At 56.8% G+C, this 20,425-nt stretch carries 16 protein-coding genes; 4 read left to right on the top strand and 12 right to left on the bottom strand.

The genetic code is table 11. The annotated features are described in order from the left end of the window. Window positions 1-146 precede the first annotated feature (146 nt). The 12 genes from ACR0EV_RS05180 to ACR0EV_RS05125 form a co-directional block, all read right to left on the bottom strand. Window positions 147-986, bottom strand: coding sequence for a response regulator (locus ACR0EV_RS05180; protein ID WP_480799099.1), 840 nt, complete (start codon window positions 984-986; stop codon window positions 147-149). After that, window positions 986-2,230 (bottom strand): molybdopterin molybdotransferase MoeA, encoded by a 1,245-nt coding sequence (locus tag ACR0EV_RS05175; RefSeq protein WP_480799098.1) that lies wholly within the window; start codon window positions 2,228-2,230, stop codon window positions 986-988. The genes ACR0EV_RS05180 and ACR0EV_RS05175 overlap by 1 nt, the downstream gene beginning before the upstream one ends. Continuing rightward, window positions 2,223-2,708 carry a plastocyanin/azurin family copper-binding protein gene (locus ACR0EV_RS05170; RefSeq protein WP_480799097.1) on the bottom strand — a complete coding sequence of 162 codons (486 nt, stop codon included), beginning with the start codon at window positions 2,706-2,708 and terminating at the stop codon, window positions 2,223-2,225. The genes ACR0EV_RS05175 and ACR0EV_RS05170 overlap by 8 nt, the downstream gene beginning before the upstream one ends. A 14-nt stretch (window positions 2,709-2,722) precedes the next feature. Next, complete coding sequence (locus tag ACR0EV_RS05165; RefSeq protein ID WP_480799096.1) at window positions 2,723-4,933, bottom strand: HEAT repeat domain-containing protein; 2,211 nt, start codon at window positions 4,931-4,933, stop codon at window positions 2,723-2,725. A 141-nt stretch (window positions 4,934-5,074) separates the two neighbouring features. Next, window positions 5,075-7,756 carry an arsenate reductase (azurin) large subunit gene (locus ACR0EV_RS05160; protein ID WP_480799095.1) on the bottom strand — a complete coding sequence of 894 codons (2,682 nt, stop codon included), beginning with the start codon at window positions 7,754-7,756 and terminating at the stop codon, window positions 5,075-5,077. Between the two features lie 14 nt (window positions 7,757-7,770). Further along, window positions 7,771-8,340, bottom strand: coding sequence for an arsenate reductase (azurin) small subunit (locus tag ACR0EV_RS05155; RefSeq protein ID WP_170724694.1), 570 nt, complete (start codon window positions 8,338-8,340; stop codon window positions 7,771-7,773). 5 nt (window positions 8,341-8,345) lie between these two features. Then, complete coding sequence (locus ACR0EV_RS05150) at window positions 8,346-9,533, bottom strand: cytochrome-c peroxidase (protein ID WP_480799094.1); 1,188 nt, start codon at window positions 9,531-9,533, stop codon at window positions 8,346-8,348. Between the two features lie 11 nt (window positions 9,534-9,544). Then, window positions 9,545-10,648: a cytochrome-c peroxidase gene (locus ACR0EV_RS05145; RefSeq protein WP_480799093.1), complete on the bottom strand. Its 1,104-nt coding sequence runs from the start codon at window positions 10,646-10,648 to the stop codon at window positions 9,545-9,547. Between the two features lie 139 nt (window positions 10,649-10,787). Further along, complete coding sequence (locus ACR0EV_RS05140) at window positions 10,788-13,022, bottom strand: hybrid sensor histidine kinase/response regulator (RefSeq protein ID WP_480799092.1); 2,235 nt, start codon at window positions 13,020-13,022, stop codon at window positions 10,788-10,790. Between the two features lie 120 nt (window positions 13,023-13,142). Further along, on the bottom strand, window positions 13,143-14,573 hold the full coding sequence (locus ACR0EV_RS05135; protein WP_480799091.1) for an NAD-dependent succinate-semialdehyde dehydrogenase: 1,431 nt from the start codon (window positions 14,571-14,573) through the stop codon (window positions 13,143-13,145). A gap of 81 nt (window positions 14,574-14,654) precedes the next feature. Next, on the bottom strand, window positions 14,655-15,620 hold the full coding sequence (locus tag ACR0EV_RS05130; RefSeq protein ID WP_480799573.1) for a LysR substrate-binding domain-containing protein: 966 nt from the start codon (window positions 15,618-15,620) through the stop codon (window positions 14,655-14,657). A gap of 2 nt (window positions 15,621-15,622) precedes the next feature. Beyond that, window positions 15,623-16,396, bottom strand: a complete 774-nt coding sequence (locus ACR0EV_RS05125; protein WP_480799090.1) for an aspartate dehydrogenase — start codon at window positions 16,394-16,396, stop codon at window positions 15,623-15,625. Between the two features lie 147 nt (window positions 16,397-16,543). Between ACR0EV_RS05125 and ACR0EV_RS05120 the strand changes: the two genes are divergently transcribed. The 4 genes from ACR0EV_RS05120 to ACR0EV_RS05105 all read left to right on the top strand — a co-directional run bounded on the left by ACR0EV_RS05120 (window position 16,544) and on the right by ACR0EV_RS05105 (window position 20,419). Beyond that, window positions 16,544-17,497: a dihydrodipicolinate synthase family protein gene (locus tag ACR0EV_RS05120; RefSeq protein WP_480799089.1), complete on the top strand. Its 954-nt coding sequence runs from the start codon at window positions 16,544-16,546 to the stop codon at window positions 17,495-17,497. Between the two features lie 106 nt (window positions 17,498-17,603). Beyond that, window positions 17,604-18,146 carry a 3-hydroxyanthranilate 3,4-dioxygenase gene (locus ACR0EV_RS05115; RefSeq protein ID WP_480799088.1) on the top strand — a complete coding sequence of 181 codons (543 nt, stop codon included), beginning with the start codon at window positions 17,604-17,606 and terminating at the stop codon, window positions 18,144-18,146. Window positions 18,147-18,170: 24 nt separating this feature from the next. Continuing rightward, entirely contained in the window at window positions 18,171-19,148 is a 978-nt protein-coding gene (locus tag ACR0EV_RS05110) for a TRAP transporter substrate-binding protein (protein ID WP_480799087.1), read from the top strand. Between the two features lie 83 nt (window positions 19,149-19,231). Next, window positions 19,232-20,419 carry a cytochrome P450 gene (locus ACR0EV_RS05105; RefSeq protein WP_480799086.1) on the top strand — a complete coding sequence of 396 codons (1,188 nt, stop codon included), beginning with the start codon at window positions 19,232-19,234 and terminating at the stop codon, window positions 20,417-20,419. Window positions 20,420-20,425: the final 6 nt, after the last annotated feature.

The following is a 20,425-nucleotide window of genomic DNA, read 5'->3' as shown; positions in this document are numbered from 1 at the left end:
CGAGTATATGCCTGTTCTGATGAGATGTGACTGCAAGAAGCCCTTCATTAACCTCAGAAGCGGGAGAATACCGGCGTAAAAAACAACCGACCCGTTCATGACCCAGATAACGCTTATTGGGTCAACTGCCGGGCCCGCACTGCGATTCAGCCGCCGGATTTCCGCACGTTTGCGGCAAAACAATACCCGATTCCATGAACCGTCTTGATGAATGTCGGCTGGGTCGGGTCGGGTTCGATTTTTTTGCGAAGCCGTAGAACGTGGACGTCAATCGTACGGTCACCGACTACGGTCTCGCGCCCCCGAGCTTTGTCCAGCAACTGATCGCGTGAAAAAACCATATGCGGACTTGTGACAAAAGCTTGCAATACATCAAACTCTGTCGTGGTTAGGGGTGTTTGCTGACCGCTGTCTTTGGAGGTCAGTGTCCGTTCATGAGGGTTCAAAACCCAATCACCGAATGTGATTAGCGCGGATTCAGACCCGTTTTCAGAGGTCACACTCTCTTCAGCGCGACTTCTGCGCAGTACGGTTCTGATACGCGCCAGAACCTCGCGTGCTTCAAAGGGTTTGGTGATATAGTCGTCGGCCCCGAATTCCAGACCGACAACCCGATCAAAAATGTCATCGCGGCCCGACAAAACGATAATCGGAATATTCGATTCAACGCGAAGCTCACGCGTAATGTCAAAGCCGTTACGCCCTGGCAAACCGATGTCCAACAGGATCAGATCCACACCCCCTTCGGCCAGAACCGCATCCATTGCAGTGCCATCCGCCGCGCATGTGACCTGACAACCCTGCTTCTCAAGGTACCTCTGCAAGAACGAGGTGATCTGCGGATCATCATCAACAACAAGAATATGTTCTTTGACCATAAGGGTTTCCGGGCGGGCGTTACAGGCTGGCGCAGATCTGTTGTAACCGCGCCCGCTTGGATCGCGCAAGCCGTGAGCGGTAACAGTTTTCAACATAACGCGCGACATCAGAACCTTAGAAAGCTCAGCCCCTGCCCCGGGGACATTGTTTCAGTTTCGGCCGGTATGACCACCAAACCGTCGGCCTGCGCCAGCAACGCGACACGCCCACTATAGGACGGAGCCATCAGCCGCAGGCGCGGCGACCCATCTGTGGAAAATCCTTCGATCTGGACAGGGCGGTATTCTTGCCGACCAGGGCGGCGTTGCAGCGGTTCCGCCAGAATCGCGTGTTCCGGTGCTTGAGGTGTGCGATGCAACCCGGCTCTTCTTGCCATCATTTGCGATCCGATAATTTGCCAGGTCACATAGGCCGACACCGGATTGCCCGGCAGCCCGACATAAAGAGCGTCCCCGCGCCGTCCGAACATGATCGGTTTGCCGGGTTTCATCGCAACCTTCATCACTTCGGTCCGGCCGCCGATCGCCTCAAACAAGCGTGGCATGTGGTCTTCATCCCCAACCGAAACACCACCGGTCGTGATGATCAGATCAGATGTCTCACACGCATCACGCAAAACCTGCTCTAACAGGGTCGGATCATCTTCGACCGGGCCCTTGTCGGTCAAATCGATCCAGGGTTTATCCAACAACGCCCGTAACATATAGCGGTTCGAGTTGTAGATCTGACCGGGAGCAAGATCCTCACCTGGTTGTTTCAGCTCGCTTCCCGTTGAAAAGATCGTAACCTTCAACTTGCGCACCACGTTCACCGCACCAAACCCGGCAGAGGCCAGGGCTGCGGCTTCTCGCGCGGTAATCTCGCATCCTCGACGCAGGATCGGGGCACCTGCCTTCAGATCTTCGCCCACCCTGCGGATATGCTGCCCCGGTTTCGGCCGGCGGGTGAACCGGATGCCGTTCTCTGTGACGTCGCAATCTTCCTGCATCAACACCGCGTCGAAATCGCTTGGAACCGGCGCGCCGGTGAAGATACGCAGAGCACTGCCCAGAGGGGCCGAATGCTCGCCGCTGTCGCCCGCTGCAATGCGCCCGCCAACGGATAAATCGAACAGCGGACCGTCGCCCAGATTCTGAGTCCGAACCGCATAGCCGTCCATTGCCGAATTATCAAAGGCGGGCATGTCGACCTTGCTTGTGCAGTCCTCTGCCAGAACCCGTCCAATCGCTTGGATCAATGGCAATGTTTCCGTGTCGGTCACCGGATCAGAGACGGCCAGCCCACGGTTCAGGGCCTGATCGACAGACAGGTACATATGAGCGTGGCGGTCACAGGCGCATCCATCAGCCACTTTGGTCCTCCAATTGTTCGAACAACGCTTCAAATCCAGCTTGTTCCGCCTCACCGAGTTTGGGCAGATAGGCGCGCGCTTCTTCAAGGTTCGAGTTAGGGTCGCCGACAACCAGCAGCATCACCATTCCGTGTCGGCCATGCACGCGGCAGCGAATACCATAGACGCCCTCTTTCTCGAAGGTCAGGTCCATCTCGGGCTTGCCCCTGATCTCGAAACTACGGGCTCCGACGGGGATCATTCGGATAATCGACGTTACCGTGTGACGCCCGGTCGACCCCTTGAAACGCACGGTTGCCCCGGCGGGGACACGCAACAGGTTCGGCTCAAACCGAAAGGCATGCGCCGGGGTATCCGCGTTCAAATCGATGATCTGATGCACAACGGCAACCTCGGGAACATCCGTGGCCTGTGCGGCAGAAGCAAATGCCAATGCCCCTGCCAATATCGCTGCATATGGTTTCAGCGAAAATGTCATCTGTCCCTCCGGGTTCAGGCCGCCCGTGAAGGTTCCCCCAACAATTCGGCCAGCGCGCTTATCATTACCGGCCATTCGGCGCGGTGGTCTTCGTCGCGCAACTCGGTCAGCAATTGGCGACCAATGGACATCACCGCAGGGGCGTCGTCTTTGACATAGGTCAGGATTCGCTGCTCGGGGTTGGCCAGAAGGAACGGCACAATAGCAGCGCCTGCCTGATCCGGAGCTGTCACTGACAAAAGACGCATCGCTGCTTGCCGTACCGGGGCCGAGATGTCATCCAGCAGGCTGCGCGCCACGTCGGGCGTGCCATCCCATTGGGTCAGGACGTGCATGGCGTCGATGCGAAAGGCGGTATCCCCGGTTCTTACCATGGCCCGCAACTTACCTCTCAGAGCGTCTTGCGGTGGCAGATCGGCCTTTTGCAGCAATTTCAGCGCTTGCAACGAAAGGGTGGAGTCTGTGTGCGAAAGCCCTTGAGAAATAAGGTCGACCAGTTGCGCTTCGTCCAACTCAAGCCCGTTGCGCACAACCGAAAAGCCAAGCGCTGCAAAGGCTTGTTGTGCTATGTCGCTTTCAGGGTCCTTGGCGATCTGAGCAAGCATGATCTGCATCCCGCGAATTTCACCCAACAAGCGGATGGCAGACATGCGGGTCTCTCTTTCCAGCGCCTCGGCATCGTCGTCCAGCGCGACGCGGCGGCGTTTGGGATGGCGGGTTGCCTTGGCCAAAAGAGCTTGTTCGCGCGGGGTAAGCGGCTGAACGTCGTCTTCAGCGGCCTCTTGTGTCATCTCAGCAGCAATAGCATCATGACCCAGAATCGCACCGAGGCTGGACGTCGGGCCATTCTCGCCACCTTCAGAGACATCCAGACCGGCGTCCTGCAAAGCAGCGATGTCGGTTAGCGGAGCGTCTTCTTCTGTCTCTTCCTCTTCTATTGCAACCGGCATAGGGGCCAAAGCGTAGGACAGTAGCAACTCGCGGCCCTGTTGTTGGTTTACATGCGGTCGATCCGTATCAGTAACAATCAAGGCAAGTGACGCCACAGCCTTGAGCCGAACGGACCGGAAGGGCGAGCGGCATGCACGCTGCAACCATTCTGCCGCCTCACGCAGGGGCGAAGCTGCAAGAGCATCCACGATAGCCCATTGCAAACGCTCAGCCTTGAGGTCATCACTTTCAACAGAAAAAAGCGCATTCAGGCGATCCGCCACCAAAGTCGGCGCCAAGGCTGACAACAGACCCAACGCCTGCGCCGAGACCTCGGGCTGTTGACCGGTGGCGAGGAAGTCCAGCACTTGCCAGCGCAAATCTTCCTGATCCGTGATAGGCTGGCTACGGTCCAGTCGACCGATTAGCGCCAGTTGAACTTTGGCACCGGGATCACGCATCATACGGTCCAGCAGTTCGGGTTCCGAAAAACCGGACTGATTGAGCGCGGCGATCCGAATTTCTTCTACAGAGTCCGTCAATGCCTGCTCGACCAAAACCGGATCGTTGGGCATCAGTGCCTCATAGGCAATCAAACGAACAGCGCCATCCCTATCAATCAAAGACTTGCGCAGAAGACTTTCGGCTTCTTCACCACCAATCGTCGCCAGGGTACGTAACGCGCGATGGCGCAGGCGGCGGTTTGAAGACTGCGTGAAAACGCCCAGAGTTGGTACGGCTGGTACGCCAATCCGTCCCAAAGCCTCGCAGGCAACATCGCCCAACTCCTGCCCGTCTTCGTCCATCAAAGCCATGACAATGGGTTCAATCGCAGCTGCATCCTCCATCTGGCCCAATGCCTTGATGGCCGCGATTTGTGTGTCCAGCCAATCGTCCCACTCATCCTGATGCAACTCGTCTTCGTCCCACGTGATCTCGTCGCCACGTCCGGTTACGAGCGTACGCAGATAGGGCGCGGCATCCGCTGCCTTCAACTCGGCCAGGGCGGTAACGCAGGCCAACTTGACCTCACCACAAGGGTCGTGGATCAGGTTTTCAAGCAATTGCGGGGCTGCTTCTGTCACACCCAATGCCCCCAAGGCTTGGGCGGCATCTTGTCGGACGTCCTCATCATCGTCCAGAAGCGCTTCGATCAGGGCCGGGCTATTGCTGGCTCCAATGGTGGTCAGGGCCTGAATCGCGCGCAGACGAATGACGTCATATTCGGATTTTGCATATTCGGAAAACAGGCTGGTGGCCTCATCTCGCAGGGCGGTATTGGTCTGAATGTTCATATCAAGCTGCCATGTTTGTGTTGGGAAGGTTGGGAAGTGGAAGGCAGGTTTCCCAACCGATACCTGCCTTCCAGGTGGTCCCTTCTGCAGTGGGACCGAACCAGAGGGGCGGCATGGCGTCCGCCCCCCGGTATGCTGTCATCAGGCGATGTCGCGCGGTGCAAAGGACATCGTGCGGAACGACGTCTTGTAGGGGCTGGGCCCAAGTTTGCGGACTTTGGCAACACCCATCTTGTAGTTGTAGTTGCCGCTGATCCAGTCGACGATCCGACCCTCAAGCGCGTTTGCAGGCTGCTGCATGTGCAGGAAGTCCATGTAGACCACGCTTTTCTTGATGGCGGGCGTGACCATGGCCACGGCGGTAATCGCCGCTTTGGTCAGCTCGATATGCCCGTTTTCCATCAGTTTCGAGAACTGGAAGTCGTCGCCTTCCACACCCAGCAGCGTGTGTTTGTTGCCCGGAACGCGTTCCGAATACACCATCACGTAGTCGCCGCTTTCGATGCCGCGCTCAGCCGCATCGTCGGGATGGATTTCGACCCAGTTTTCCGGCCAGCGCTGCACGATATACGGGCGACGGCGGTCGTCAAAACCGGATTGCCAACGCTCGTTGATCCGACCCGAGGTAGCCCAAAGCTCGCCTTCTTCCTTGTTCGGGCTGAGCCATTCCCAATAGTCCGAGAACAGGCCCCACGGCGATTTCTGGATGTTGCACTTGCCGGTCTGACTATTGAAATGCGTCAGCTTCTTGTTGAACACATCCGCGCCGGCTGCACCGGTGTCGGGCAGCGTGCGGGTTGTGTCGTGCAGACGCTTGGTTTCAATCAGAGTGACACCATCAGCATCCAGCATGACAGGGCATTGTACACCATCGGTGCCAAACTCACGTACCTTCTGGTGCAGGCCTTTGCCCTCTTTCTTGGCCAAACGGTAAACAGCGTGGAAGTCCTTGCGCGACCCACGGGTAAAACGCACGGCCTCTTCCGCGACCTCGTTCGAGTTCTGCCAATCGAACCCGTCAAAGCCCATCCGCTGCGCCAACTGTCCGACGATCCACCAGTCAGGTTTCGCTGAACCGGGCGCATCATAGAACTTCTGATACAGACGCAGGCGGCGTTCGCCATTGGCGCGTAAGAAGTCCTCTTCGCCCCAGGTCGCTGCGGGGAACACGATGTCGGCATAGCGGTTGCCGATCGGGTCCTGCAGATAGATGTCCTGGTTGATCACCACCATGCCACCACTGTCGGCGCGGGCCTTCAGCGTATCGATCATCTCTTGCTTGTCGAAGCTGGCGATCTGATGCGGGTTGCGAACGGTGAGTTCCTCGAACTTGTCGGCCAATTGCTGGCTACCGCACATGGATTGGATCCAGGTGGTGCCGATCACGTGGGCCATACGGGTATGGCCCGCGATAAGATACCGGTCGGTATCCATGGCGCGGCGACGGCGTCCCGGCAGTTTCTCAGGCGATTTGTTGCGCGGGTATTTCCCGCCCTTCACGCCGCCCCGCTGGTGGCCACCGGCCCGGCCAATGACCTGACCCGGACGTCCGCCACACCCACAGATGATACCCAGAGCGGAGATCGCCTGCGTGTTGCCGGTATTGTTGGACCAATAGAACCCTTTCTCGATCATGATCGAGGTTTTCGGGCGCGAGCCGTCATCCTTGGGTTTAGCAAGCCATTCGGCGGCAGTGTAAATCTTCTGCACGTCGATCTCGGCCATGGCCGCCGCAGTCTCAGGCGCGAATTCGTCCTGCGACAGAAGCCACTCTTTCCAGTCTTCAAAGCCCTTGGTCTGGAACTTGCCCCAGGTTGTCCGCCACTGCCATGGCGTGTTCCGGGTGCCCTGACCAAAGCCGGATGAGCTTTCCCACTTGTTGTTGACCCATTTCTTGATCCAGTCGCTGTCTTCCCAGCCATTTTCCACGATGACGCGGGCAATGGCGTTGACGACAAGCAGGTCAGTGCCCGGCAGAACGTCGATATGCAGACCGCCCATCTTCTCAGCATGGGCTACACCGGCAGACCGGCGTGGGATCAGATAGATTTCTTTCTGACCGTTCTGCATCCCCTTCATCATCCATTGGGTATAAAGGATGGTCTTGGTCTCATACGGGTCGGTGCCGCAGACCAGCAGGGTTTCCGCATCACGCCAGTCCTCGTACGAGGGGCCAAAGTTGTCAAAACCCGCATCCCGGAAACCGGGGGTCGAGGTCACATCAGACGGCGTGTCGTGGAAGGTGAAGTTCGCAGTGTTGATATGGCGCAGCGCGTATTTCGAGATCGCATAGGTGTTCTCGATATACTGATAGCTGAAGGTTTTCACGCCATAGGCGTTGGTGCCGTGCTTGGCGATGACGTGGTTGCCCACCTCAGCCGCCACATCCAGCGCCAGATCCCACGGAACCGGCATCAATGTGCCATAGATCCGCATCAGTGGGGTCTTCAGACGGTCGCGTGTCGGTGTCTGCGGGTTATAGCATTTCTGCGCGATACACCCGCCCCGCAAGGAACTGTCGCCGTCGGTGTTGACGTATTGTGTGTCCTTGTCGGGAATGATCACCACGTGGTGCGGCTGACCTTTGTGCAGAACGATATTGTGCTGGTTCGGCGCGACCCAGGCACCCAGCGGTGCAACGGGGAAATCCTCGCCAAAGGCATTCTCGTCTGCGGTTGGGCCGCCGGGTTTGGCTGTCACGGGCCAGCGGTAGACTTTGTAACCACACGCCACGATGCAGTAATCACAGGCGGTCGAGATGACTTCAGCGCCCTTGGGCGGCAGCGGGACGTTGGTTTCGGGTACGTAATACGGGGTTGCCATGATACCGTCTCCCCTTATGCAATCAGGTTGTCGTAACGGCCGTAGATCAGGCCGAACATGCCAACGGCGTAGATGTCATCACCGTCCAGTTCCAAAAGAACCTGCGGCAACGACTGGTAGGCTTGCCCCGAAACGAGGATGCCGTGCCGTGTCACGTCATAGGTGGACAGGTGCAGCGGGCACGGGCCCAGCACCTTATGTTCGGGCTTGTAGCTGTCATACATCGACCCGCCCTGATGGGTGCAGGTGAGGTTGAAGGCCACAACATCCTTTTGCGGACCGATGCCACCGCCGCTTTCCACGCCGGTCTTGACCAGGATCGAGTCCGAATAATCGCCCTCATCAGGGTAGTAGAATTCGACAGGTACATCCTGTTCCAGCTCGGACAGCTTGCCGATCAGCTTGCGCGGATAGGTGGATACAAGGGCGGGAACCTGTTCGGCCTGACCGTGGCGGGTGGGCATGGCCACCATCACGGCAAAGGTCGTGGCACCCGAAGCGAACAGGAACTGGCGGCGGTTCACGGTGCAGGCCTTTTTGGCCTCGCCCGAACAGCTGCATCCGGTTGCGTTATGATCTTTCATGACGCTTACTCCTCTGCTGCAACCGCAGGAAGCGGTTGGTAGTCCGGCAGATCAGGTTCTTCGACCAAGATCTCGTCACCGGACAGGGATTTCAGGAAGGCCACCAGATCCGCCTTTTCCTGATCATTCAGGCCAAGGGGTTGGATCAGCTGGGTTTTGTTGGCCGAGAATTCATTCTCGCCGCCGCCCTGGTTGTAGAATTCGACCACATCCTCAAGCGTCTCCAACATGCCGTTGTGCATGTAAGGTTCGGTATAGAGGGTATAGCGCAGGCTTGGCGTCCGGAACTTGCCCTTGTCAGCCTTTTCCTTGGTGCGGAAATAGAAGCCGGGGTCGTCCTTGGTGTGGCGATACATCTCTTCGGTCGAGCCTTTGGCATAGAGCTCATACCGGAAAGTCACCTGCGCCAGACCGTCATCCTGCCAACCGTCATAAGCGGGCACGCCGGTGTTGTAGTATTTCTCATCTGACAACAACGCGCCGTTGTGGCATTCGGAACACTGCGCCTTGCCGGTGAACAACTCCAACCCGCGCTTTTGCTCGTCCGTCAGTGCCGCATCATCCCCGCGCAGATAGTTGTCGAAGGGCGTATCGGTCTGAACAATTGTGCGTTCAAACGCGGCGATCGCACGCCATGCGTTCGAGATACGCGGCCACTGGTCACCGAAGACATCGTTGAACCGTTCTACATATTCGGGAACGAAGGCCAAACGCGCCTCCATCATGTCGGCCTCGCCGTTGCCGGCGACCGCACCGCCTGCGGCGGATTTGGCCTGGCTCTCAAGGCTCTTAGACGAACCCGCCCAGAACAGTTTCCCATAGTAAGCCGAGTTCACAACGGTCTGGCTGTTGCGCCAGTGGGTTGTACCCGGATAGCCAAACGAGATAGGCGCTTCGACGTCCCAGCCAACATCGGGCAGGTGGCAAGACGAGCACGGGGTCGAGGGGTTGCCGCCCAGACGCGGATCGAAGAACAGCATTTTGCCCAGTTCGATCTTGGCGTCGGTCTGGGGGTTGTCTAGCGGGATGGGTGGTTCACCCAGCGCCACCAGCGGCGCATCCGGGTCGGGGTCTGCCCCGCCGATACCAGCCTCAATCTCCATACTGGTTTCCGCGATGGCCTGCGAACCAAGGACGGCAAACAGGGCAGCGGTGGCGATTGTGCCTGAAAGGTAAGACTTAAGGTCTTTCATGGGTCCACTCCTCAGTTTGTTGCGTCTTGCCAGTTTTCGATCGGCGCATAGTCCGTATCGATCTCTTCGGCGACGAATTCGGGGCCAGTCAGTGGCTCGCCGGACAGTGCCTTGAGGAAGGCCACCAGCTGTGCTTGCTCGGTCTCGTTCAGGTTCAGCGGTTTGATGCGCGGATCCTTGTTTTCGTCGTCACCGCCACCGGCGTTATAGAACGCGATTACATCCTCCAGCGTCGCGATTGAGCCGTTATGCATATACGGTGCCGTGTAGGTCAGCTCGCGCAGTGTGGGGGTCATGAAGGTGCCGAACGTTTCAGCGGTGTGTGTGCGGATATACGCGCCGGGATCGTCGCGCAGGTTCATGTAGTTCTCGACGCCGAGGAACTTCATCATGGTTACGAAAGTGATGTGACGTTCCGGAGTTGCCCAGATATCGGGATTGTCGCCAACGCCGATATTGTGCGGCAGGTCATCGGTGAACCGCTCGCCCGAGTGGCACGAATTACAGCCGCTTGCATTGAACAGCTCGTACCCTGCCTTGGCCTCATCCGACATCTCGCCTGTGTCAAACGGAGCACCGCGCGAAATCAGGGTTTTCAGGTATTCCGGGATCGCGTTGCGAACACCACCATTCGAGGGCTCGCCAAATCCGGCGGCTTCGAACATCTCGATATAGACTGGGTCCTGCTTGATGCGTTCCTGCATCAGGCGCATGTCCATATTCATCGAGTATGTCTCGGTGATGCTTTCGCGGGTCACGTCGTTGAGGTTGGTGCCTATGCGACCGTCATGGAACCATGCTGCGCGCTTGGCGCTGTTGATCAGCGTCGGCACGTTGCGGAAATGCAGGCTACCCGCATAGGCGTCTGACAGCGCTTGCCCGTCGGTGAACCCGTTTTCCGGCTGGTGGCAGCTGGCACAAGACAGCTCGGTGTCGCCTGACAGTCGTGGATCAAAAAACAGTCGTTTGCCAAGGGCCGCCTTGGCTGGGTCGAACTCTATGGCTTCTACCGGGCCCGGCTCATCCGCCTGGGCCTGGTGAACCGGGAACGCGACGCCCATCGTCAGCAGCGAAACTGTCGATAGCGCCGAGAACCATGTTCTGGCTTTGGTCATCATCTAAAAGCCCCTTTTTCGCTATTCCGATCTCTCGGCTTGGCCAAGGACCGGCTGAGCAAATACTAAGGAGCAGTTGTTTCGTGAGAATTTGACCTTTGTTAAACTATGAGAAGAGATGTTAAATTATGTTACAAGCTCAGGTCATCTGAGACCGGATGATCCGGGCAAGTGACTGAACTTCTAGTGGTTTTTGAACCATGATTGGCGAAGCGCCAGCAACCGTCACCTCGGCATCGTCGAAATAACTGCTAATCAAAATTGCAGGCAAGTCAGACCGCACCGCGCGTACGGATTCGATCAGATCTGTACCCCGCAGACCGGGCATCATCAGGTCGCTGATCAGGATGTCATAGCCGTCGGGGTTCTCGCGAAACGCATCGCGCGCTTTGAGCGGATCGGAATACGCCTCGACCCGATAGCCGTATCTCGTCAGCAACCGCCGGGTCACGTAAAGAATGTTCTCATCATCGTCGACCAACAAGACATGTTCGTCCCCGGCTACAGCCTCGAGCTCGGACTGATCTTCAAGGCTGAGCGCAGGCATCAACGGATAGTACAGGCTGAAACAGGTGCCTTTGCCTGGCTCCGAATGCAGTTCAACACGACCATGGCATTCCTCAACGGTGTTGTGCACGATGGTCAGGCCCAGACCGGTGCCTTTGCCAACAGGCTTAGTGGAAAAGAAGGGTTGGAATACCTGTTCCTGCAGGTCCTGGGCAATGCCCGGGCCCGTGTCACTGACATCCAGACGGATCACGCCGATGGCGCCGTCTGGCAGGTCATCCAGCGTATCCTTTTCGGCCAAGCCTATGCGCAACACAACTTCGCCGGGCTGATCGCCGATAGCTTCAAACGCATTGTGACACAGGTTCAAAAGAGTCTGGAAGAACAGGGTGCCATCAAAATCGGAAAAAGCGGTTTCGATCTCTACATCAAAGCGCGTTTGGACACTGGGTGGCGCAGACACCCGAATAAGGTCCAGTGCTTCCTGCGTAGCTTTGACCATATCGCCACGGCGCGGGTTGCGCGGTCTTTGCCGCGCGAAGGTCAACATCTTGCGGACCAACGCTTGCGCGCGGCGCGCAGCAATACGAATATGGTTGACCGAGGTCTGGATGTCGTCATTCCCATCCGCATCCAGTTCGATCAAATCGGCATTCCCGGTGATACTCATCAACACGTTGTTGAAATCATGCGCAACTGAGCCTGCCAGAATGCCCACGGCTTCCATTTTTTGAACTTGGGCAAATTGTTCATGTGTGCGCCGGGTTGCGGTGATGTCTTCACCGATACCGATGTAGTGCGTAACCTTGCCGTTTTGATCGACCAAAGGGAAAATCGCGGTCGAGACCCAAAAATGGTTACCGTCTTTGCTGAGGTTCCGAAATACGCCGTACCAGCTTTGCCCGCGTTGCAGTTTCTGCCTTAGATCGGCGTAAACCCCCTGCCCTGAATGTCCTGATTGCAGCATTTTGGGGGTGCGCCCATAGATTTCGTCAGCCTCATATCCGCTGAGATCAAAAAACTTGCGATTGGCATATTCGATCTTCAGTTCGGTGTCCGTGATTATGATGGAGGCCGGGCTTTGTTCGACTGCCCGTGCAAGTTTGCGCTCGGCCAGCTCTACTTGTTCACGCAGCTCCAATTCGGCTTTCAAACGCCGGTTGGCTCGCAGGATGTTCGTGATAAGCAATGTGGTCAGGATCGCAATAACGCCGACAACGACAATCAGTCCAACCAGCAGGACAGAAAAACGCCGCACCAGTTGTTCCCCTTCCGAGAATGCCTGTACCATGTCTGACAAGCTTTGATCCCGCTCGGTGATCCAAAGCGCCTCGAGCTGGGACAGCGCTTCTAGTGCATCGCTGTCATCGACCCGCACCAGCGCATCTATTTCTTCTGCACGCAGGCCGTCGGCTATGCCCGCTTCGATTTTGGGAATGTTCCCAATATACTCGCGCGCCACCTTTTCAATCCGCTGCAAGGCATCCAGCTCAATCTGCGAAGGGGCAGCATTTCGATAGGTCTCAATCGTTGTAAGCAGGTTCTGCGACTGCGTTTGCAAGATCGGGCTGTATTCGGCGTCAAGCCGCAAGACGTAGTTCTTGAAGTTGTGGATCAGCCCACCATAGCCAAAATATCCCCGGATTTCCGAGATCCAATATCCGCGCGGGGTCGTCTCGACAGAATATCCCTGCCAAACCTTTCGCATCTCGCCGATACGGTCCGTTGTTTCTCGGGACATGTACAGAAATACCGAAAGTATTAAGGCAAGCGCGACACCCATGGCGATGGCGACACCAAGAGGTGCGGTCGCAGACTTTTCGGGTGGGGTGTCTTTAGTTGTCGCGGGATGGCTGTGACTGAACACCTTGGTACCTCCGACCTGATGCTTGCCGAGTAGACTTACCCTTGGTACCCGGACAACGCGTTATTTGCGAAGCGTTTAATGCGCGGCAAATCGTGCCGTCTTCGGAATTTGCTGATCTGCTCAGACAATCTTGGCTGAATGCCAGACGTTCTTAACCGTCATGTAATTCTCAAGCCCTTCGGTTCCGCCTTCACGACCGGACCCGCTGGATTTGACCCCTCCGAAGGGTGTTTCCGGCATCGACGCTTCAAGCGTGTTGATCGACAGGTTGCCAACCTCAACCTCATCGACCAGCCGGTCAATGTAGTCCGCCCTGTTGGTAAAGGCGTATCCGGCCAGACCATAGGGAACAGAGTTTGCTTGTTCGATTGCTTCGTCCAACGACGACACAGGGTTGATGACGGCCACTGGACCAAACGGTTCTTCCTGCATGATCCGCGCAGTCTCAGGAACGTTCAACAAGACCGTAGGTTGAAAGAAATAGCCCTGGTTTCCCAAAGACGCGCCTCCTGTAGCGACAATTGCACCGTTGGCGCGCGCGTCCTCGACCAATTCACTCAGCGCGGGCACGCGTCGTTCGTTGGCAAGCGGTCCCATCTCGACCTCAGCATCCAAACCGTTACCAACAACGGTGTCAGCAGCCCGCTGCACAAAATCACGAGCATATGACTCAAAAATGCTTTGATGCACAAAGAAACGAGTGGGCGAGGTACAGACCTGCCCCGCGTTGCGCATCTTGCGCACCGCGCCAGAGATCGCCGCAGCCTGTACGTCTGTGTCTTCGCAAACAATGACCGGTGCATGCCCGCCTAACTCCATCAGAACGCGTGTGTCACTTTGCGCTGCCAGAGCGGTCAGGTGTCGCCCAACAGTTGTAGATCCGGTAAAAGCCACAAGGCGTACCGGATCCTGAGGGATCAGATGCCCGGAAATTTCCGCCGGTTCCCCAAATACCAAATTCAGAACACCCGGCGGTAACCCGGCATCTTCAAACGCCTTGGCGATATGTAAGGCCCCTGCGGGGGTTTCTTCTGCGGCTTTCAAAATCACCGAACACCCCGAAGCCAATGCACCGGCAATTTTCCGGGCCGGTTGGCTCATGGGAAAGTTCCACGGTGAAAACGCAGCAACAACACCAATTGGCTGGTGATGCACGGCGAACTTGTGACCTCGGGCCGCCGGAATGATACGCCCATAGGTTCGCATGGCCTCGCCCGCGTCCCATTCAAAGAACTCGGCCCCGCGGATCACTTCAAGTCGGGCTTGCTTGAAGGGTTTGCCATGTTCCTGGGTCATTGAATGCGCAATCACGTCGATGCGTTCGCGCATCAGGGCCGCAGCACGCAGGATTGTATCCGCGCGTTCGCGAGGAGACGTTCGGCTCCAGACGCGGAAGCCTTTGACAGCAGCTTCCAGCGCATCGTCCAGGTCCTTGACCGACGCGCAGGGCAGCCGCCCAAGCTCTTCTTCGGTCGCCGGGTTAATCACCGGGATGTCACGTCCGGTCTTTCGCCACGCGCCATCTATGAACAGTTTGAGCTCTGGATACATGAAGCTGACACCTCTTCTTGCCTTGTTTTCAAATCGCGCGACGCCTCGTATTACATCAAGTGAATTGAACAAATACGGGTATCACTTTGGCGAATAGCTGACCGGTTTACCCTGAGCCGCCCTGTGCAATGCTGTCTTAAAGGCCCGGCCGGCGGGCGACAGATCATCGTCTGCTCGGAAAGACACACCAATCGGTCCCTGCCCGAACGGAACCGCCCAGGCCAGCTGGGCAAGGTGCCCGTTTTCGATATCCTGCGCGACGACTTCTGCGGGCATAAGGCCGATCAAGTCGCGTGATTGCAACAGCGCACGGTTCGTCAGATATGACACCGACTCGATCATAACTGGCGGCACATATTGCTGCTGGCCAACAAAGAAATGATCGACCTGACGCCGCAACGTGGTCTCTTGCGGGGGAAGTATCCAGCCGAATGGTTTGGTTTGGGCAAATGTCACGTTGTCCCAAGCGGCCAGCGGGTGCTGCGGACCGACAATGGCCAATATTCGATCCTCAAACAGTTTTTCCTGCCGGATCTTGTCGCGATGCCGATGCGAGGGCAGACGGCCCACAACCATGTCGATCTCTCCTGAAAGCAGCCGGGGCATAAGGACCTCGTTGGTGCCTTCGCTGATCTTGACCGCCACATTCGGGCGGTCTTCCAGCAGCAGTTCAATGGCCGCAGGCAAAAGACTGGTCGACGCTGCAAGCAACGTGCCAACCACAACGCGACCCGAATTCCCTTCGTTTAAGTCATCAAGTTCCTGCGCAGCGTTCGAAACCTGGGCAAAGATCAGTTTGCCGTGACGGATCAGGGTCTCTCCGAAAACAGTTGGGACCACCCCACGATTGGTGCGCGTGAACAGTTTAACCTCGAAGTCCAGCTCAAGATCCTGAATCATCTTGGTGGCAGCGGGTTGAGAGATTCCCAACTCGCGCGCAGCATTCTGGATGTTTCCATGCGCACCCACCGCGACCAGCAGACGCAGTTGGCGCAGCTTCAGCCGGGTCAACGCACGATCCACGATGCGGGAATGACGCCCAACCATGGCTAGAGAACAATCGGTTTGCAAAGCTGATCCAGCTTGGACAGCACGCTCATCGCCGCAAGCGCAGAGCTTCGCGGATTGTCGGGCAGAGCTGTGCCACTGATCCGAAACTGAAAGGTGCCAAAGTCGCCTTCGGCCTCGACCTCGTGAATGTTCTTCTGGATTGTCGGGTCGGCGATCAGACGAACCTTTGTTTTATCAAATCCTACACCCGCCAATGCAACGGCAGCCGCGACATTGGCATTCTTGGGATAGGCCAGCGCTGCTTCTCGTGCAGAACCCTGAAAATGCGTTTCGGCCTTGCTGATATTGCCCAAATCAAGAGCGTGCTCAGCACGCGATCCTTTCCACCCCACAGGTGGTTTGCGCCCCACATAGGTAACGGACTTGAGCGGACCAACAGCAGCAGCGCTGAGGCAGTCCAACCCGCCAATGGCGCCACTGGCCAAATGCAAGCGGCCTCCTCCTTGTCGCGCGGCCCTGTCCAACCGGTCGGCAACCTGCTGGTCCGCCAGCGCCCCGACCGAGACACTGACAATATCGGTACCCTGCGCCAGAATGTCTGGCCCCAAACCGGCCAAAGCCTCGTGCCCTGCGCAGTCAAGAACCATATCAACCCCATCCGGCAGATCCTCAACCGAGCCGATTGACAGGGGCGATTTTGAATCGACACGATGCGGCCTGACCATAATGGCCGCCAACTCATGCCCATGTTCTGGCAAGGCGTGCTGCACATATTGCGCTATTGCGCCGGTTCCGATGACTGCAATTTTCATGCCTGAACCCTAGACCAGCATTGAAAAAATCTGAATTGGTAAGTTTGTGATATAAAAATTTCCGATAACCATTTCCCTGAAATTGCTCTGGATCGACTGTCGCGTTGTGCTTTTCATAAGATCAAAGCCACTGGGACTGCGCTAAAAATGAAATACTCAAAACACGACGCCAAAGCCTACGCTCGCGAAAACATGACGGGGATCTGGGCCGCGGCGTTGAATCCGTTCAATGAAGATCTTTCGCTGGATGAGGCCGGACTGCGCGCCAACATCCGCCATTGGATCGACGATCTGGACATTCAGGGCCTGTTCATTGCCGGAAAACAGGGCGAGTTCTTTTCGATGAGCCTTGAGGAACGCAAACGGAACTTCGAAATTGCCGTCGAAGAATGCGCGGGCAAGGCCGGCGTGATTGTTTCAGTCTCAGATCAAAACATGAATACGGCTTTGGAGCTGGCGCATCACGCTCAGAATTGTGGAGCGGACTACATCGTGCTGCACGCGCCGGTTCTGAGCTTTGTGCAGGATCGCGGTGAGGTTTTGTATCAGTATTACAAACGTTTTTGTGACGAACTGGATATCGGCATCGCCATGTGGAGCCACCCGGACAGCGGTTATTTGATGCAGCCCGAAGAATGCGCGCGCATAGCGGATTTGCCGAACATTGTGGCCATCAAATACTCGGTCCCGCGTGAGATGTATGTGAAACTGACCCATATGGTGGGCGACAAGATCCATGTCTCAACTTCAGCGGAACATGAGTGGCTGGACAATATCCTGGAACTCGACTGGAAGCTCTATCTTTGCTCCTCTCCGCCCTATCAGTTGCAAAGCAAGGTCGATCAGCGGATGAACGAATACACGCAACTGGCCTTTGCCGGAAAGGCGGATGAAGCGCGACGTGTGTTTGACAGTCTGAACCCTGTTCGGGATGCTATGAAACGCACGCGACCTGCAAGTAAACCTACGGCATTTGGAAAGTACTGGCAGGAGTTATTGGGTCAGGTTGGTGGCCGGGTGCGCCCGCCGATGCTTGAACTGACCGACACTGAAAAGACAATTATTCGCAAAGCTTTTGACGAAAGCGGTCTGCGCACCTGAACCCTAAAACGACGGGGCAGTATAAAGAAATCTGATAGCGAGATGCTGATAATTCCTTTGCAGTTATGGAAAAACGCGCCAAACTTTCAGGAATAGGGAGTGGGACATGTCAAAACTGAAAGCGTTCAACTTTAAGGCTTGGATCGACGAACACCGCCATCTGCTCAAGCCACCTGTAGGCAATCGTCAGGTCTGGGAAGATGCCGATCTGATGGTCACGGTTGTTGGCGGTCCGAATAAGCGGACGGATTATCATGACGACCCTGTCGAAGAGTTTTTCTATCAGCTGGAAGGCGACATGGTTCTGAAAATCTTTGACGGAGAGGAATTCTATGACGTTCCGATCCGCGAAGGTGAAGTGTTCCTGTTGCCCCCACACGTACGCCATTCTCCGCAACGCCCACAGGAAGGCTCGATCGGGCTTGTGATCGAACCAAAACGCCAGACGGGAGAGCTGGATGCAATCGAATGGTATTGTTTCGAATGCGGATCACTGGTGCATCGTGCGGAAATGCAGCTAAAGTCCATCGTTGATGACCTGCCTCCGGTTTATCAGAAGTTCTATGCCTCGGAAGAAAATCGCACTTGCCCGAACTGTCAGGCGGTGCATCCGGGCAAGGAACCGCCCGAGGGCTGGGTTACATTGTGAAATAAGATCGAAACAGGGGAAGTCATGAAACACTTTGCAAAAATCGCCGCCTCTGCGGCTGTACTGGCAATGTCATCCGTCGCCGCTCAGGCCGAAGAATTCCGGTTGGGCCTGATCACACCTCCACCCCATATCTGGACCAAAGCTGCCGAGGCTTTTGGGGCTGAGTTGAATGAGGCTAGTGGCGGCGCCCATTCAGTATCAGTATTCCCAGCCCGCCAGCTGGGGAACGAAGCGGAAATGCTGCAGCAATTGCAGACTGGTGCTTTGGACATGGCGTTTCTGACGGTCGCCGAAGTGTCCAATCGGGCACCGGACTTCGGCGCGTTCTACGCTCCGTTTCTGGCCGATGACATCGGCCACGCAGCCCGCATCATCCAGTCGGACTATGCGCGTGACATGCTGGACCAATTGCCCGGCACCGTTGGAGTTGTGGGATTGGGTTATGGCATGGCCGGCCTGCGGCAGATCGTGTCGCGCGGAGAAGTCACGTCAGCCGACGATTTGGCAGGCAAGAAACTGCGTATCACTCCGTTTGAGCCTATCCTCGATTTCTATTCGGCCCTAGGCGCCGCGCCCACGCCCATGCCACTTCCGGCGGTTTACGAGGCGCTTGCCAACGGCCAGGTAGATGCCATCGACATGGACGGTGAATTGATCTGGGTGCTGAAATACTACGAGCATGCCGATACGATTGTTGAGTCAAATCACATGATGTTCCCGATGGTGGGGCTGGTGTCTGCCAAAGTCTGGGCCGGTCTGTCGGAAGACGACCGCGCAATGATTTCCGAGCTGATGAACAAGCACCTCGCAACGGTCGTCGACTCCTATGTCGAAAAAGAGCCTGCCTGGATCGACCAGATCAAAGGTACGGGTAAAACCTATATCAAGGTAGATCCCAGCTTTTTCGGGGATGTGACCGAAACCTGGAATGCGAAGTGGTCAGAAAAATCCGGTGCGCTGGAAGGTTTGCGCGCGGTTGCGGCTGAAACTGCCCAGTAACCCGAACCAAGCCTGAAATGGGCAGCCGGTCAGCCGGCTGTTCAGGCTTGTAAAGACACGGCATCCCCGGCAAGGATTGAACGATGACCGACCGACCCAGCTCTGACATTGATCTTTTTTCGGACGAGGCAATCCAAACGCCCTATCCGGTCTGGAAGGAGCTTCGCGACATCGCGCCTGCGGTGTGGCTGACACGTTACGACATGTGGGCTGTCGCGCGGTACGAGGATGTCAAAGCTGTGCTCGGCAATTGGGAGGTCTTCACGACAGCCCATGGCGTGGCGATGGACGACAAGGTGAATGCCGCCACTTCGGGGCCGGGTCGGGCCAATTCGCTGACCAGCGACCCGCCTCTGCATGACGACATTCGAAACGTAACGGGGGTGCCCTTGCGGCCCCGCGGGCTGCGTGAGATCGAAGAGCAGGTACACGACGCGGCAAATGAGCTTGTGGATGACATTTGCGCACGGAAAGATGTCGACGGTATGGAGGACGTGGCCCATATCCTGCCGATAAACCTTGTGCGCGAATTTGTGGGTCTGCCCGCGACCGGCAAAGAAAATATGCTGAAATGGGCGGCAGCGACTTTCGATGCCATGGGCCCAATGAATGCGCTTGGTCAGGCGGCGATCCCGAACATTCAGGAACTGCACCAATATTGCATCAATGATGCGGTGCCACCGAACCTGAAGCCGGATGGCTGGGCTGACAAGCTGTATCAGGCCGCCGAGGCAGGCAAAGTCGAGCGCAGTCAATGCCCCGGCATGATGCGCGAATATATCGGCCCTGCTCTGGATACGACCATTTTCGGCATCGGCCATCTGCTGCGGTACCTGTCACTGGACCGCAGCCAGTGGGACGGGCTCAAGGCTGACCGATCACTGGTGCCAAACGCAATAAACGAGGCATTGCGCATGGATGCACCGATCCGTTCGTTCACGCGATTGGTGCGCGAGGACACAACTCTTGGGGATGTGCAGTTGAACGCAAATGATCGGGTTATTGTTCTCTATGGGTCCGCCAATCGGGACGAGCGGCACTATGACGATCCCGACCGCTTTGACATCACGCGCAACAATCGCGACCAACTCGCCTTTGGCTATGGCCTTCACACCTGCGGCGGCATGCATCTGGCGCGTTTGGAAATGACAGCCTTGCTCGAAGCGATGTTGGACAAGATCGCGTATTTTGAAACAGACACTCCGACCATTGCCATGAACAATACCCTGCGGGGGTTCGATGCAATGCCCATGAGGGTGTTCGCCGCGTGATCCCAA

This window comes from Ruegeria sp. CF8, assembly GCF_056537285.1.
The sequence above is the reverse complement of the archived record's forward strand: the minus strand, read 5'-3'. Positions and strand labels throughout refer to the sequence as shown.

Excerpts from the sequence above, each read along its gene's own strand:
- ACR0EV_RS05180 (WP_480799099.1), bottom strand. The coding sequence starts at position 986 with ATGTCGCGCGTTATGTTGAAAACTGTTACCGCTCACGGCTTGCGCGAT.
- ACR0EV_RS05170 (WP_480799097.1), bottom strand. The coding sequence starts at position 2,708 with ATGACATTTTCGCTGAAACCATATGCAGCGATATTGGCAGGGGCATTG.
- ACR0EV_RS05165 (WP_480799096.1), bottom strand. The coding sequence starts at position 4,933 with ATGAACATTCAGACCAATACCGCCCTGCGAGATGAGGCCACCAGCCTG.
- ACR0EV_RS05160 (WP_480799095.1), bottom strand. The coding sequence starts at position 7,756 with ATGGCAACCCCGTATTACGTACCCGAAACCAACGTCCCGCTGCCGCCC.
- ACR0EV_RS05155 (WP_170724694.1), bottom strand. The coding sequence starts at position 8,340 with ATGAAAGATCATAACGCAACCGGATGCAGCTGTTCGGGCGAGGCCAAA.
- ACR0EV_RS05150 (WP_480799094.1), bottom strand. The coding sequence starts at position 9,533 with ATGAAAGACCTTAAGTCTTACCTTTCAGGCACAATCGCCACCGCTGCC.
- ACR0EV_RS05145 (WP_480799093.1), bottom strand. The coding sequence starts at position 10,648 with ATGACCAAAGCCAGAACATGGTTCTCGGCGCTATCGACAGTTTCGCTG.
- ACR0EV_RS05135 (WP_480799091.1), bottom strand. The coding sequence starts at position 14,573 with ATGTATCCAGAGCTCAAACTGTTCATAGATGGCGCGTGGCGAAAGACC.
- ACR0EV_RS05130 (WP_480799573.1), bottom strand. The coding sequence starts at position 15,620 with ATGGTTGGGCGTCATTCCCGCATCGTGGATCGTGCGTTGACCCGGCTG.
- ACR0EV_RS05125 (WP_480799090.1), bottom strand. The coding sequence starts at position 16,396 with ATGAAAATTGCAGTCATCGGAACCGGCGCAATAGCGCAATATGTGCAG.
- ACR0EV_RS05120 (WP_480799089.1), top strand. The coding sequence starts at position 16,544 with ATGAAATACTCAAAACACGACGCCAAAGCCTACGCTCGCGAAAACATG.
- ACR0EV_RS05115 (WP_480799088.1), top strand. The coding sequence starts at position 17,604 with ATGTCAAAACTGAAAGCGTTCAACTTTAAGGCTTGGATCGACGAACAC.
- ACR0EV_RS05110 (WP_480799087.1), top strand. The coding sequence starts at position 18,171 with ATGAAACACTTTGCAAAAATCGCCGCCTCTGCGGCTGTACTGGCAATG.
- ACR0EV_RS05105 (WP_480799086.1), top strand. The coding sequence starts at position 19,232 with ATGACCGACCGACCCAGCTCTGACATTGATCTTTTTTCGGACGAGGCA.